This window comes from Paraburkholderia megapolitana (assembly GCF_007556815.1).
In the GTDB taxonomy this organism is placed as follows: Bacteria; Pseudomonadota; Gammaproteobacteria; order Burkholderiales; family Burkholderiaceae; genus Paraburkholderia; species Paraburkholderia megapolitana.
The window spans coordinates 2,771,232-2,786,390 of record NZ_CP041743.1 but is presented as its reverse complement, the minus strand read 5'-3'; the positions used below and the strand labels follow the sequence as shown (position 1 = coordinate 2,786,390).

General features: G+C 60.5%; 12 protein-coding genes and 1 pseudogene. 12 read left to right on the top strand and 1 reads right to left on the bottom strand.

Features of this window, described 5'->3' with window-relative positions:
* The first annotated feature begins 51 nt into the window (after positions 1-51).
* From FNZ07_RS11760 to FNZ07_RS11730, 8 genes and pseudogenes are all read left to right on the top strand, one after another.
* Positions 52-615, top strand: a complete 564-nt coding sequence (locus FNZ07_RS11760; protein WP_091006502.1) for a spore coat protein U domain-containing protein — start codon at positions 52-54, stop codon at positions 613-615.
* 76 nt (positions 616-691) lie between these two features.
* A complete protein-coding gene (locus FNZ07_RS11755; protein ID WP_091006500.1) occupies positions 692-1,183 on the top strand; it encodes a Csu type fimbrial protein in 492 nt (163 codons plus the stop codon).
* Positions 1,184-1,201: 18 nt separating this feature from the next.
* On the top strand, positions 1,202-2,044 hold the full coding sequence (locus FNZ07_RS11750; RefSeq protein WP_091006498.1) for a fimbrial biogenesis chaperone: 843 nt from the start codon (positions 1,202-1,204) through the stop codon (positions 2,042-2,044).
* Between the two features lie 43 nt (positions 2,045-2,087).
* The gene (locus tag FNZ07_RS11745; RefSeq protein ID WP_322788626.1) at positions 2,088-4,493 is read left to right on the top strand and encodes a fimbria/pilus outer membrane usher protein; all 2,406 of its coding nucleotides are present in this window, start codon (positions 2,088-2,090) and stop codon (positions 4,491-4,493) included.
* Positions 4,408-4,935, top strand: a pseudogene (locus FNZ07_RS34040) (spore coat protein U domain-containing protein); the annotation flags it as partial. The gene FNZ07_RS11745 and the pseudogene FNZ07_RS34040, both read left to right, overlap by 86 nt.
* A 141-nt stretch (positions 4,936-5,076) precedes the next feature.
* Positions 5,077-5,460, top strand: coding sequence for a Csu type fimbrial protein (locus tag FNZ07_RS34035; RefSeq protein ID WP_249040662.1), 384 nt, complete (start codon positions 5,077-5,079; stop codon positions 5,458-5,460).
* A gap of 210 nt (positions 5,461-5,670) precedes the next feature.
* Positions 5,671-7,629: an SPFH domain-containing protein gene (locus FNZ07_RS11735; RefSeq protein ID WP_091006492.1), complete on the top strand. Its 1,959-nt coding sequence runs from the start codon at positions 5,671-5,673 to the stop codon at positions 7,627-7,629.
* Positions 7,630-7,681: 52 nt separating this feature from the next.
* Entirely contained in the window at positions 7,682-8,968 is a 1,287-nt protein-coding gene (locus FNZ07_RS11730) for a tetratricopeptide repeat protein (protein WP_170275723.1), read from the top strand.
* Between the two features lie 54 nt (positions 8,969-9,022).
* On the opposite strand, the gene FNZ07_RS11725 is transcribed toward FNZ07_RS11730, so the two are convergent.
* On the bottom strand, positions 9,023-10,273 hold the full coding sequence (locus tag FNZ07_RS11725) for an MFS transporter (RefSeq protein ID WP_091006488.1): 1,251 nt from the start codon (positions 10,271-10,273) through the stop codon (positions 9,023-9,025).
* 581 nt (positions 10,274-10,854) lie between these two features.
* Between FNZ07_RS11725 and FNZ07_RS11720 the strand changes: the two genes are divergently transcribed.
* The 4 genes from FNZ07_RS11720 (at position 10,855) to pabB (ending at position 15,105) form a co-directional block, all read left to right on the top strand.
* Complete coding sequence (locus FNZ07_RS11720) at positions 10,855-11,427, top strand: VOC family protein (protein WP_245811290.1); 573 nt, start codon at positions 10,855-10,857, stop codon at positions 11,425-11,427.
* Positions 11,428-11,528: 101 nt separating this feature from the next.
* Complete coding sequence (locus tag FNZ07_RS11715; RefSeq protein WP_091006484.1) at positions 11,529-12,821, top strand: aminotransferase-like domain-containing protein; 1,293 nt, start codon at positions 11,529-11,531, stop codon at positions 12,819-12,821.
* Positions 12,822-12,899: 78 nt separating this feature from the next.
* Positions 12,900-13,496: an anthranilate synthase component II gene (locus FNZ07_RS33870; protein WP_211367835.1), complete on the top strand. Its 597-nt coding sequence runs from the start codon at positions 12,900-12,902 to the stop codon at positions 13,494-13,496.
* Positions 13,497-13,539: 43 nt separating this feature from the next.
* Entirely contained in the window at positions 13,540-15,105 is a 1,566-nt protein-coding gene (pabB, locus tag FNZ07_RS11710; RefSeq protein WP_211367833.1) for an aminodeoxychorismate synthase component I, read from the top strand.
* The last annotated feature ends 54 nt before the right edge of the window (positions 15,106-15,159 follow it).

Below are 15,159 nucleotides of genomic sequence, written 5' to 3'. Positions count from 1 at the left end.
GCAGGTAAGTACGGCAGGTCGTTTCTTTTAATACTCAAGAAGGAAGTAGCCATGAAAACTCACAGGAAAGTGTGGGCGGCTTTCGCCTGCGCGTCGCTCTGCGCAGGTGTGCACGCGCAGATCAATCCCAATCCCCTCACGGGCGTAATCAACTCGACGTTGGTGCTGGAGAGAGGATGCGCGATCGACGCGGGCCGCGGTTCGGTCGGTCAGGGCAACTGGGGCACGCTCGATTTCGGTACGCAACCGAGTGGTTTCACCGGCTCGCTGAATGCCGCGACGGGTAGAGGGCCGAATTCCACTCAGGTGACCTGCTCGCCGGATATTACGTCCGTGAACGTAACGGTCGACGCGGGGCAGAACGGTGGCGCGGGAACGGGCATCGGCAACGGCACGCGCGCACTCACGAACGGCACGAGCTTTGTCCCCTATGAGGTATTCGCGGACAACCTGAATTCGCGGCAGTACGTGGCAGGCGCGGAGCAGGCTGTCAGGGTTCCGACACCGGGCAGCGCATTCCCGATACCTGTGTTCGGCGTTGCGAACAAAACGAGTTCCTCGGCTCTTGCCGCGGGCACCTATATCGACGTGCTGGGCGTCACGCTCGGCTGGTAAGCACAAGCCGCTTTTAACCGGTTCAGTCCTGCGGTTGGCTTGCGAGCCGCAGGATGAGCCTCTGCTCGTGATCCTCATGAAAATCATTCGACGTGTGGCTTTTCTGCTGGGCATTGCCGTGCTGCCTGCCTCGGGTCACGCACAGACAACCCATAACTTGACGGTGAGCGCCGAGATCGTCCGGGGTTGCAGGGTGGCGGGTGGAGGTCCGCGCAATAACTTTGAGCTCGGCACGCTCAACTTCGGCGTCCATCCCGCAGTCTCAAGGGAGCTGGCAACAGACGCGTTCGTCGATGGTGGAATCCGGTTCGTTTGTACGGGGGGCGCGAGACTCACGATGCGGATCGACGGCGGAGCCAACCCGGATGCGCGCAACACGCAACGCAATCTGGCGAACGGCAGCGCGCGAATCGCGTACCAGATTTTTGCTGACGCCGCTCGCACGCAGGCGATCGGGATAGGGCAGCCAGTAGAGTTCAGGCAGGTATTCGGTGCGGTGACGCTGCCTGGTGGCGCCGTGCCTGCAGGTACCTATACGGACACCCTGCAAATCACTTTGAGTTACTAAAACGATCAGGAATCCAGCATGAATTCACCTATAACAATAAGCGTTTCGTTGTGCCGCACCCGTGCGAGGCGCAGCGCGTGGCTAGCACTCGCAACGGCAATCGCATCTTTCGCGAGCCTGCACGTGTGCGCGGCGATGTCCGTCATGATCTGGCCGATCGATCCCGTCATTGAAAGCGCTCAACGCGCAGCCGCGCTATGGCTGGAAAACCGCGACAACAAACCGGTCACGCTGCAGGTACGGGTGCTCGGCTGGCGCGAAGCGGACTTCAAGGATGTCTATGACGAGGACCAGGATCGCGTTGCCGGCAGTCCGCCAATGACAACGGTACCGCCAGGCAAGCGTCAGCTGATTCGTTTGACCCGTCTCGCCGATGTCGCACCCGGTACCGAGGAAGCCTATCGCGTGCTCATCGACGAAATTCCTCAGCCGGATGAGGACGCGTCCTCGCCATCCAACGTGGTGTCGCTTGGCGTGAAGTTCCAGATGCACTACTCGATACCGCTCTTCGTCTACGGCGACGGCTTATGGCGCAAGGAAGATTCCAGCAAGCGCCGCGATCCCGCCACGGCGGGGCGACCGATACTGCACTGGCATGTCGCGAGTGAAGGCAGCAAGCGCTGGCTGGTGCTGTCGAACCACGGCCCGGTGCACGCGCGAATAACGCAGGTGGCTTTCGATACAAACGGCTCACGTGCCGAATTCGCGGATGGCTTGCTTGGCTATGTGCTGCCCGGTGCGCAGATGCGTTGGGCGCTACCCAATACCGTCAAGCTTGAGACGAAGCCAAAGTTGATTGCGACGGTCAACGGCAAGACTGACGTCGAAATCGAGTCGGCTCCCGCCAATACAAACCAATAAGCCTCACTACACAACCGACGACATGGCGACGGGAGCGATCCAGATGCGATACGACGACCAGCAAGCCCGATGGAAGCTACCCCGGTGTGCGGCGATATGGTCGATGAAAATGCTGTTTGCCGCAGCGGGTAGCGCACATGCGGCCGAATCGACGATGCCTGCAGGTCGCCACGAAGAAGCGCCTCTGTCTGCGAACAACCCGATAAAGAGCGGCACACTCTACCTGGAGCTCGTCGTCAACGAATTGCCGACCGGACATGTGATACCGGTGCGTTATCGGGAGGGTGTTTACGAGGCGTACTCGCGCGATCTCGCGGCGGTATCGGTTCGCACGGGTTCAGCGCCGGATGAGCTAGTCGATCTGAGCCGCCTCGGCGGTGTACAGATGGAGTACGACAGCATCGGGCAGCGTTTGAAGTTGACCGTACCGCCAGACTGGTTGCCGCAACAGTCGGTCGGCCAGGGCAGGCTGTACGACCGTACGCCCGCTGCGGTCAGCTTCGGCATGCTGTTCAACTACGACGTCTATGCCGCAGCGCCGACACTCGGCCCGAGCTCCGCCTCCGCATGGGCCGAACAGCGACTGTTCGACCGCTGGGGAACGGTCGTCAACAACGGTGTCTACCGACGCGATGCCGGCGCTGCTGGCGGTTCGACGAGCCATCGCTATCTGCGCTACGACACCTTCTGGCGCTACTCGGATCAGGACCGCATGCTCTCTTATACGGCGGGCGACCTGATTACCGGCGCGCTGTCGTGGAGCAGCGTCGTGCGGCTGGGTGGTGTGTCGGTGGAACGCGACTTCACAGTGCGCCCCGATATCGTCACGTATCCGCTGCCGCAGTTCTCCGGACAAGCGGCTGTACCGACTGCCGTCGACCTGTTCATCAACGGTAGCAAGACGACCTCGGGTCAGGTCAATCCCGGGCCATTCACGCTGAACGACGTACCGTTCATCAACGGCGCGGGCGAAGCGAGTGTCGTCACGACCGATGCGCTCGGCCGCCAGGTCGCCACGACAGTGCAGTTTTACGTGGCCAACACGCTGTTGCAGAAGGGGCTGTCGGACTATTCGCTGGCCGTCGGTGCGGTGCGTCGCGGCTACGGTATGCAGGCGTTCTCGTACGGCAAATTCGCCGCGTCGGGGACGGCACGCTACGGTCTGACCGATTTTCTGACCGTGGATGGACATGTGGAAGGCGGCGAGCGGTTTGCGCTTGGCGGGCTCGGCTTCGATCTCGGTGTCGGCTTGTTTGGCGTATTCAACGTCGCTGCGTCGCAAAGCCGCCTTGGCTGTTCGTCGGGCCAGCAGTACGCGCTCGGATACAGCTACTCGTCGCAGCACTTCAGCGTAGCGCTGCAACGCGTCCTGCGCACAGCGGGCTACGGCGATCTGTCGGTCTACGATCTACCGTCGAACGTGACATACGGGCTCGTACGCCAGAGCACCCAGGCGACCGGCGCACTGAATCTCGGTGCAATTGGCGGCACGCTCGGCGCCGGCTACTTCGATGTGCGTGGTGCCCATGGCTCGCGTACCCGGATCGTGAATCTGTCGCACTCGCGGCCGATCTTGGGTCGGGCGACCTTGTACGCGTCGGTGAACCGGACGATCGGCAATCAGGGTATCGCCGCGCAGGCACAACTTATCTTGCCACTCGGCAATCAAGGTACGGTCACGACTGGCTTTGCACGCGATGAGAACCGCAGATGGAGCGAGCGTGTGCAATACAGCCGCAACGTACCGAGTGACGGCGGCTTCGGCTGGAATCTCGCTTACGCGGGAGGCGGTTCCCACTATCAGCAGGCAGACGCGACGTGGCGCAATCGCTACTTCCAGGCACAAGGCGGCGCGTACGGTAGCCGTGCAGGCCAGTCGTATACGCGCTGGGCTGAGGTACAGGGTTCGATCGTCATGATGGACGGCAGGGTGTTGCCGGCGAATCGGGTCGACGACGCATTCGTGCTCGTCAGTACCCAGGGCCAGAGAGACATCCCGGTGCGTTACGAGAATCAGCTCGTCGGCACGACCGATCGCTCGGGTCACCTGCTGGTTCCATGGGCGCCGTCTTTTTACGCGGCCAAGTACGAGATCGATCCACTCGGCTTGCCGGGCAATATGCAAGTGCCTGTCGTCGAACGACGGGTCGCGGTGCGTAACCGTAGCGGCGCGCTTGTCACCTTTCCGATAGAGAAGATCGTTTCTGCGCGAATCATGCTGGTTGACGGTGCGGGCACGCCGCTGAAGGTGGGCGCACGTGTCGTGCATGAAGAGAGCAACCAGACCTCGCTAGTTGGGTGGAATGGCGAGACTTACTTCGCGAACCTGTCGGCGTTGAATCATCTGCGTGTCACGACGACGGATGGTCGCGAATGTCGCGCGGCGTTCCCGGTCGATCGGGATGCTGCCGAGATTAGTCGCGTGGGTCCGCTGGTTTGCAGCGAATGAGGGAGGGGGAGAGATGAATACGTTTAATCGACGCTTAAAGTGCTGCGTCACTGCGGGAACCGCGGGGCTGTTTTTCTGCTTTGGGTCGCTTGACGCGCAGGCTCAGTGTTCTGTCGTAGCCGCCACCGATGCTTCATTCGGAACGGCAAGCTCCTTTGCCGTGAGAACCGCGCCGCAGTCCAGTTCAACGATCAACAGCGGTTTAACCTGTAGCGGTGTGATTAGCGGACGGTTTGCTGAAGATACGATGAATATGGTCTTGTCATCACAGAATAGTGGAAGCCTCAGAGGGCCAACAGGTGACACCATGCCGTATCAGATTTATGCCGATGCGAGCGCAGCAATTGCGATCGATTCAAGGGGCGCCAACTGGATATCCGGACAATTGCGTAGCGCTCTCGATAGAATTTTCGGCGGGTCATCTCGGTCACTTCCATTGTTTTTTCGGACCACGCCGGGGGCAAATGTCGCAGCCGGCATCTATACGGACACGATCACCCTCAATTGGACCTGGAGTTATTGCAGAGGTCTTTTTCTAGGTAGTTGTACGACTCGAAATCGAGGATCCGGAACGTCTAGATTCATGTTGACACTGATCGTAACCAACGACTGCGCAATCGCCGCGCGAGACATTAGCTTCGGAGCCGCACAGGACCCTGCCAGTTTTTCTCCGGTGACAGGTGGCATCGGTGTGACGTGCACGAAGGGTCTCACCTATACCGTGGGTATAGGCACCGGCAGCTTCCCCGCCGCAAATGGCCGACGACAGATGGCGAGTAGTGGCGATGGTCGTCTGCAATATGACATCTTCGATGGTGGTGGCGCCAGGGTCTGGGGCAAGACACGAATGGTGTCAGTAGCGTGCGCGCGGCAGATGGCTTATCAGCGCAGCAGTTTCCATTTCGTGCGGCCATCTACGCGGATCAAGACACTCCTCCGGTTGGGACTTATACAGACTCGGTTGTAATTGATGTGCGTTACTAGCAGGCGCCACAAACGTGCGTCACGATTCCGACACCAAGCGCAATCCGCTTGCAACGCCTACACCATGCCGTCGTTTTCGCAAGACTAAAACACATTGTAGAAGCACCCTTCCAGATTCACTCGCCGACCTACGCTGCGAAAATTCAAAGGAGTAAAATGCGCATGCGATAACGAGAACTTAAAGGCGATAAAAATGATCGAGTTTCCGCATGAAGTATGGCTCTGGAGCGCACTTGTCGTCGTTCTGGTGCTGGTAGTCCTGGGGATGATTTTTCGGGCGGCGGGCATTGTCCGCTACGTGCCCAACGACAGCATCGCTGTCATCGAAAAACTATGGAGTTCAAGCGGTTCGGTAAAGATCGGTCTGCTGGCGCTGCATGGGGAAGCAGGCTTTCAGCCCGATCTGCGACGCGGCGGGTTCCATTTCTTTGCACCGTTTCAGTATCGCGTGCATATCCGCCCGATGGTATCGGTGACACAGGGCAAGATCGGTTATGTCTTCGCGCGCGACGGTGTCGATTTGCCCGCGAGTCAGACGCTTGCGAGCAATGGAACCGTCGACGACTTCCGCGATGTCCGCGGGTTCCTCGAACACGGCGGCCAGAAAGGTCCGCAACGTAAAGTGCTTCGCGAAGGTACGCACATTCTGAATCCCGCGCTGTTCGTCGTGATGACCGAAGAAGCGACGTATTCACTGTCACTCGATGCGCAGGAGAAGGGCTATTACGGCAAGATGCGCGATCTGCTCGATGAGCGCGCTGCATTCAAGCCGGTGGTCATCAAGGAAATGGCCGGCGCGCACGACTCCGACCAGCTTGCCATCGTCACGGTGCAGGACGGCCCTGGCTTGCAGAAAGACGAACTGCTCGCACCCGATGTCGGCGACGTGCACAACGCGTTTCAGGAGCCCGAGAAATTTCTCGCGGCCGGTGGCCGGCGTGGGCGTCAGGAGCGCAGCCTGGTCGAGGGCACGTATTACATCAACCGCCTCTTTGCGACTGTCGAATTCATCAAGAAGACCGTGATCCCGGTCGGCTTTGTGGGTGTGGTCGTCTCGTACACTGGGCGCCGCGGCGAAGACCTGTCAGGCACCGAATACAGCCACGGAGAACTCGTCGAGAGCGGTTGCCGCGGTGTGTGGCGCGATCCGCTGATGCCGGGCAAGTACGCGTTCAATACCTACGCCGGCAAGATCGAACTGGTCCCGACCACGAACTTCGTGTTGATGTGGAAAGCGGGTGAAAGCGGATCGAGCTTCGATTCGAATCTGCGCGAGATCACGCTGATCACGAAGGATGCGTTCGAGCCGCAATTGCCGCTGTCGGTCGTGGTCCATATCGACTACCGCAAGGCGCCGATGGTCGTGCAACGTTTCGGCAACGTCGAGCAACTCGTCGAGCAGACGCTCGACCCGATGGTGTCGTCGTATTTCAAGAACGTGTCGCAAACGCGGACCTTCATCGAGCTGATCCAGTCGCGCAGCGAGTTGCAAGGCAACGCATCGCACGATATGCGCGAGCGCTTCCAGGCCTATTCGCTGGAGTTCGAAGAAGTGCTGATCGGCACGCCGAAGCCGCAGGTGGGCGACACGCAGATCGAGAACATCATGGCGCAGTTGCGCGACCGGCAGATTGCGCGCGAACAGGTCGAGACGTTTGCGCAAAAGCAGATCGCCGCCGACAAGCAACGCGAGCTCAACGAAGCCGAGCAACGTGCGGCCAAGCAGAAGGAATTGACGGGATCGCTGGTCGATATTTCGATCAAGGAGAACCAGGGCGCGGCTAGCGTTAAAGCAGCCGAAAAGCGTCGCCAGGAAATCGAGGCGCTCGCGCAGGCCGAGAAATTCCGTCAGGAGATGGAAGGCTCAGGGCGTGCTTCGGCGGTGAAGGCGGTTGGCGAGGCCGAGGCGGCAGCGATCAAGGCGAAGTCCGAAGCACTCGAAGGCGAGGGCGCGGACAAGCAGTTGATGCAAACCGTGATGCTGCGGCTTGCCGAAGCGCTCGAAACATCGAAGGTGCCGCTCGTACCGCAAATTCAACTGGGCGGCGGCAACGACGGCAACGCACTGACTACGTTGATGTCCTTGATGAGTTCGTTGAAGGCCGGTGAACTGACGAAGTCGTTGACTCACAGCGGACCGGACAACGCGTGATCTGGCCACGCCTGCAGGCATGCAGGCGTGGCGATCGATTTCGACCTATCGAATGAAACCCAGGACACTCGCAGCCACTGGCAATGCCAACAACGCACTGGTGCAGGCGGCGCTCGCCGCTTACCACCAGGGCGACGTGAAGCAGGCGGAAGCGCTCTGCCGGCGCGCGCTCGAACACGACGAGCGCAACGGCATTGCCCACAACAATCTGGCCAACCTGTTGCGGCAATCGGGCCGCCGCAGCGAAGCGAAGCTGCATTACGAACGCGCGCTCGCGCAGATGCCGGCTTCGGCGGAAATTCGCAGCAACCTGGCCGGTGTGCTCGAAGATCTGCGCGAGTACGATACGGCCGAAACCGAGTATCGCCGGGCGCTCGCACTTCACCCCGATTTCGCTGAAGCGCGCTTCGATCTCGGGCTGCTGTTGCTGTCCTCCGGACGCTACGCCGAAGGCTGGACGTGTTACGAGGCACGCGCGCAGGTTTTCGCCGAGCATGGCACCTTGCCGTTTCCGCAATGGAGCGGCGAGGACCTGACCGGCAAGAGCCTGTTGCTGCTGCCGGAACAGGGTTACGGCGACACGATCCAGTTCGCGCGTTATGCGCCGCTTTTGAAGGCACGCGGTGTCAAGACACTGTCGATGTTGTGCAAGCCGGAAATCGCTCCGCTACTGCGGACCATCGCAGGTATCGATGAGTTCGTGACGGACCCTGCAGCGCTACGTGTGCACGACTACTGGGATTCGATCATGAGTCTCGCTTGTCGATTCGATACGACGCTCGAGACGATCCCCGCGAAGATTCCCTACGTCGGTGTATTCGCGAAGCGGCTCGAAGCGTGGCGCGAACGTCTGCCTGCCGATGGCGTGCGCGTAGGCCTCGTGTGGAAGGGCAATCCTGACCACGACAACGATGCCGAACGATCGCTGCGTCACTTCTCCGAGCTGTTGCCGCTATGGTCGGTCGACGGCGTTAGCTTTGTCAGCTTGCAGGTCGGCAAGGCGGAGGCAGAGACAGAGACGGACGGCGCCGATGCACAGCAACCGATTCTCCGTCTTGGCAGAGAGATTCGCGATTTCGGCGACACCGCCGCCATCGTCGCGCAGCTCAATCTCGTGATCTGTGTCGATACCGCGGTCGCGCACGTTGCGGGCGCGTTAGGTGTCGCGTGCTGGTTGATGCTGCCGGGTGTGGGCACGGACTGGCGCTGGCACAGGAGCGGCAATCAGTCGGCCTGGTATCCCAAGGACATGTATCTGTTCCGGCAGGGACCAGGCGGATGGCCTGCGTTGATCGACCAGGTGAGAGCAGCGCTTGCGGATGTGATGAAGCGGGACTAGGCCGTCAATGTGTCGCGTCTGCCACCGGACAGGCAGGTAGAGTCGGCAGGTGCTTCAGGCAGCAACTTCAGCATCGGACCTCGTAATCCGCCACGCGCACACCAGTACCACCGCCATCAACACCGACGCGATAAAGAACGCAAGTCCTGGCGCAGGCAATATCGCACCAGGGCGAATCGACCACGCGAAGCTGAGCCCGAACAGAAGCGGCCCGAAGATTGACGCGAGTCCCTGCATTCCCTGAACGGCGCCTTGAAGCTGCCCTTGCTCGGCTGGCGAGAGGCGACGCGTCGCCAGTCCCTGGAGCGCGGGCATGAACAGGTTCATCAACGCATAGACCGGGATAGCGATCAGATAACCGGTTCCCGTCGTCGCGAGCCCGAAGCACGCGTAACCGATAGCGCCCGTGGCTGCACCGATCAGGATGGCACCGCGTTCGCCGACTCTCGCCACGACAGGCCCGACAAGCACCATCTGCACCGCCGAACTGAGCCCGCCGCTCACCATCATCACGAGGCCGACCGTAACGGGACTCCAGCCGTAACGATAGCCGCTGTAGAGAACGAAGATCGCCGGTCCGACCATCCACGCCAGTGAAAAGGTCAGCGAGAGCAGCGACAGGGCGAGCAGGTTCGCGCGCTCCTTGAGAAACAACAACGCACCGAATGGATTGGCCTTGCGCAGATCGAAGTGCGTTGCTCGCAGTGCGGGTGCGAGCGATTCCGGCAGCACGGTAAAACCATAGATCCAGTTGAGCGCAGTCAAGCCGCCCGCGACATAGAAAGGCAGCCGCAGATCGATGCCGGCGAGCAGACCGCCCAGCACAGGACCACCGAGAAACCCGAGACTCAGGGCCGAACCAATCCAGCCGAATGCGCGTGCCCGCTGCTCCGGCGGCGTCACGTCCGCGACGTAGGCATTCGCAGTCGAAAAACTGGCAGCGGTCATTCCGTTCAGTACCCGGCCGACAATCAGCCAGACCATGGTGGGTGCAAGCGCCATGATGAAAAAGTCTGCGGCGAGGCCGAACAGCGAGATCAGCAGCACGGGCCGTCGGCCGATGCGGTCGGAGAGTGCGCCGAGCGCCGGGCCGCAGATCAGTTGCATGACACCCCACACCACGCCGATCAACGTGCTCCATTCGGTGGCGGCCGCAGTGTCGCCGCCGGCAAACGCCTTGATCAGATTCGGCAGGACCGGAAGGACGATGCCGAACGAGACCGCGTTCATCAGCGCGGTGGCGAAGATAAAACCGAATGCTGCGCGGCGCCTTGCGGGCCCCGCGGTTTCTTCGAAGGTTGTCATGCAAGCAGGTCCGGAGAGCGACGAGGCACAGTATCGATGCCTTTATGGCCATCGACAAAATAAAACGACTTCACGCACAGGTGGGGAATTGTTTTATGCGATTTAATGGTTTCTTTCAAACTCAAGTCATTTACTTTCATTCGTATAACAATGCTGATTGAATATGTGTTGAAACAATCTTTATTTTTATCGAGTTGACAAGTTTGATCGCTCGGTGTGCAATTGCCCACCTGCGCGGCGGCTGCCTATTTTAGTGGAATTTCTTATTCGACTAGAGGAATAAGGCATGTCATTGGAGTTATGCGTAATCGCGGTTTTAAGCCCGTGTGAGATTTTCAGTTGAGCCTTTATATAAAGGCTCGACGTGCTGTCGTAAAAAATTTACCGAATCAAGTGTAATTAAATCGCAAGGCGGTATTTTATTCGTCGCTCCCGAGTAACGGGAATACGGATTTGCGAATTGTCGTGCAGAAATACGAAGCTGTTTTTTGGCTGTCACATAGAGATGACTGCAAGTGTGATATGGGCTGCGGCCCGTCATTACATATGAGGAAATGCATTATTTTGTGGGGACGCTTCTCATGACTAGAGTCACGTCGGCACCATCGCTGGTTGCCGTCCAGACAGAGACAGGGATGGAGACAGATGCCGACGTCATGAGCCTGCCTCGATCCACCGCTGCTCCTTTCCAGCGTGTCGATCACATTGCGCTTGCGGTTCGCGACCTGGAAGAGGCCATCCACCTGTTCCGCGACGTGCTCGGTTTCGAACTGAAGAAGCGCAGGCATATCAAGGGCGCGCGTACCGGCATGGTGGCCGCCGAACTCGAGATGAACGATATCCGTTTCGTGCTGTGCCAGGGCACGGAGCCGGAGTCGCAGGTCTCGCAACTGGTCGAGAACTTCGGCGTGGGGATCGCTCATGTGGCGATGCAGGTCGACGACGTCGACGAGGCGGTTCAAACGCTCAGGCAGCGCGGCCTTGCCTTCGATACCAACGTGATCCGCGGCGGTGGCCTGACGCAGGCGTTCTCGTCGCGTTGTGCCAATACCGGCATGAGTTTCGAGCTGATCCGCCGCGATGGTGAGGAAGGTTTCCTGGAGGACAACGTCCAGGAGTTGTTCGACCAGCTCGAGCAGTCCGGCAAGTATTAGGTACCCGCAAAGATACCCGCGAAGATGCCCACGATACCAGGCACACCACGGCCGCGCCCGGCAGTCTCATCTCTTCTCTATTCAGGTCGCATCGAAACGCCATGTCCGCCACTGCACAACCCGACGTGATGAATTTCCTCAACGAGGTCTCGAGCCGGTTTCCGGCCGCGATCTCGCTGGCCGCGGGACGGCCGACTGAGCAGTTCTTCGACCGGCTTCATCCCGGCGCTTTGCTCGACGCGTTGACCCGCTACGAGCAGCACGCGCTGCGTAGCGCGGACGCCGCCGCGGTCCGAACCCGCCTGCTGCAGTACGGCCGGACCGCGGGCATGATCGAGGAACAGATCGCCGCGCAACTGCGGATCGATCAGGACGTACCTGCTCAGGCGGATCGTTTGCTCGTCACCGCCGGTTGTCAGGAAGCGCTGGCCCTGTGTCTGCCCGCGCTCTGTCCCGATCCGACCGATGTGCTGCTGGTGTGCAATCCCACCTATATCGGCGCAACCGGCGTAGCGGCGGGCAACCGCATCGCATTGCACGGGCTGCCGGAGGGCGATGTCGCGCAGGCCGTCGAACAGTCGGTGGCGCAATTGCAGCGCGAAGGCAGGCATGCGCGGGCGCTCTATCTGATTCCCGACTTCGACAATCCGACCGGCCGCGTGCTGGACGAAGCGCAACGACGCGCCATTCTCGCCGTCTGCGCGCGGCATCGCATCGTGGTTCTCGAAGACAACGCGTATGGCCTCTTTCGTTACGACGGGGCTGCCGTACCGCCGATGGCGGCGCTCGACGAAGCCGGCAGCGTGATCTATCTGTCGACCTTCTCGAAGACCTTGAGCCCGGCGTTCCGGGTCGGTGCAGCGGTGCTGCCCGACACGCTGTTCGGCGATCGTGCCGCGCGTCACGCGTTGTGGGAGAACCTCGTGCAACGCAAGAGCTACGTGACGGTGAATACGAGCCCGCTCACGCAGGCGATCGTCGGCGGTCTGCTGCTTGCCGAAGGGGGCAGCCTGCGCAACTGGATTCAACCGATGGCCGGCTGGTACCGCACCAACCGCGACACGATGCTCGATGCACTGCAGTCGACATTCGCGCAGCTGTCGGATGCGATCGGCTGGAATCGTCCTGCTGGTGGCTTCTTTCTGTCGATGGATCTGCCGTTCGAATTCGACGCGCAGGCGGTCACCGACTGTGCGACGCGTTACGGCGTGATCGTGATGCCGATGTCGTTCTTCGCGCTCGATGCGTCGCAGAATCGCCGCATCCGGCTCGCTTTCAGCGCGATGACGCCGCCGCAGATACGTGCGGGTGTAGCAGCGCTTGGCGGCTATGTCGCGCAACGGCTCGAACAGTGTTCGAAATCCGAGATGCATGCGTTTGCCGAAGCGCGCTAAAGCACTAACGCACCAACGCGCCACCGGTCGCAGCAGCGTTCTCACTTCCACAAACAGGTTTTCACGAATCGTTCAGCCATGTGCAAGACGCTCATCATCGATAACTTCGACTCCTTCACCTACAACATCTTCCAGAACATGGGCGAGGTGTGCGGAGAAGAGCCGACCGTGGTCCTCAATACCGCGGATTTCGACGCCGTCGATCTCGACCGCTACGACTGCATCATCGTCTCGCCTGGGCCGGGTACGCCCGCCTGCGCTGCCGATGTCGGAATCAGCGCGAAGGCGATTCACCAGACCCGGGTTCCGCTGCTCGGCGTGTGTCTGGGTCAGCAATGCATGGCTCACCTGCACGACATGGAAGTCGTGCATGCGCCCGAGCCGATGCACGGCCGGGTCAGTGTGATCCAGCACGATGGGCGCGGTGTGTTTCAGGGATTGCCGGCGGCGCTTTCGGTGGTGCGGTACCACTCTCTGGTGGTCAAGGAGGTCAAGGCGCCGTTCGAGCTGACCGCGTGGGACGACGACGGCGTGATCCACGGCATCAGGCACAGGACACGCCCGTTACACGGCGTGCAGTTTCATCCGGAGTCGATATGTACGGAAGCGGGCAGGGATCTGTTCCGCAATTTTCGCGACCTTGCGATGGTGCATAGAAATCAGCGTGCAGCGTGATGACAGTCCGTTTCGGCGGCAGGAATTTGGAAAGGATCAGGCGATGAGCGTTTTTCAGGTCCAGTGCAGAGTACTGGAGGGTTGTCCCGATGCACTGGCGACATTCCGGCAGGTGTTTTCCCGTTCGAGCAGCAGGTTCCTGCTTGAAAGCAGCGTGATCATCGAGGGCTTTTCGCGCTTCTCGTTCATGGGCGATGCATACGGTCCTTCGGGTGAAAGCATCACCTACGACCTGCGCACGCAGCAGGCCACCGTCGAACGCGACGGTAGAAGCGAGACGCTGCGCGTCGCGAGCCTGTTCGATCTGCTGAAGACGAACCTTGAGGCACGCCGGATCGAGGCACCGGCCGGATTGCCGTTCGGTTTCGATCTCGGTTACGCGGGCGTGTTCGGCTATGAACTGAAGTGCGAAACGACCGGCGAGATGGCGTATCAGTCGAGCGCGAACGACGCCGCGTTCATTTTCGCCACCCGGCTCATCGCGCTCGATCATGTCGAACGCAAGACTTATCTGCTGTACCTGACGCAGGACGACGCGCAGCGCGAACAGGCTGCGGTGTGGTTCGACACGGTCGAGCGCGGTTTGCGGGCGCAGGCGGACACGCTGCGCTCGATCGATGTGCGCGAGATGGCGCCGGCAAGAAAGAAACTGTCGTTGCAGGAAGTCGAGGCATGGATCGCGCGTAACGCGCATCTGCGGCACGACCGGCCCACCTATATCGGGAAGATTCGCGAGGCGTTGACGGAAATCGTCAATGGCGAGAGCTACGAAATCTGCCTGACCAACATGATCTCGTTCCCGTTCGAGCGCTCGCCGTTCGATCTCTACTGTGCGATGCGCGAACTCTCGCCCGCGCCGCATGCAGCGTACTTCAGCATCGGCGATTTCGCGCTGGTCGGTTCGTCGCCGGAGCGCTTCCTGAGTGTCGATCGTCACGGTTGTGCGGAGGCGAAGCCGATCAAGGGTACGCGGCCGCGTGGTCGCACACCCGACGAGGATGCTGCATTGATCGAAGACCTGCGGTCGAGCGAAAAGGATCGCGCAGAAAACCTGATGATCGTCGACCTGTTGCGCAACGATCTCGGCCAGGTCTGCACGATCGGTTCGGTGCACGTGCCGAAACTGTTCGACGTCGAAACGTATTCGCATGTGCATCAACTGGTGTCGACGATACGCGGCACGTTGAAACCTGGCGTATCGACGGTCGATTGCATTCGGGCCGCTTTCCCGGGCGGTTCGATGACCGGTGCGCCGAAGAAACGCACGATGGAAATTATCGACCGGCTCGAAGAAGGACCGCGCGGCATCTACTCGGGCGCACTCGGCTGGTTCGGACTCTCGGGTGCCTGCGACTTCAACATCGTCATCCGCTCGGTGCTCATCGACAAAGGCCACGCGCAGCTCGGCGTGGGCGGCGCGATCACCGCGCTGTCGGACCCGGTCGAGGAGTTCGACGAGACGATCGTGAAAGCGCGCGGCGTGGTCGAAGCGATCGAGCGGCTGGCGGCGGAGAAGTCTCACGCGCAGGACGCATCCGACAGGCGCGCGCACCGGGCCGACCCTGCCGCGCTGGCGATCCAGTCGCACGTGAGCGTGTCGACGGAATAACGAAGCGTCGGCGCGTCACACGCTGTCCACGAGATGAGTTTTTGCCATCCGGCC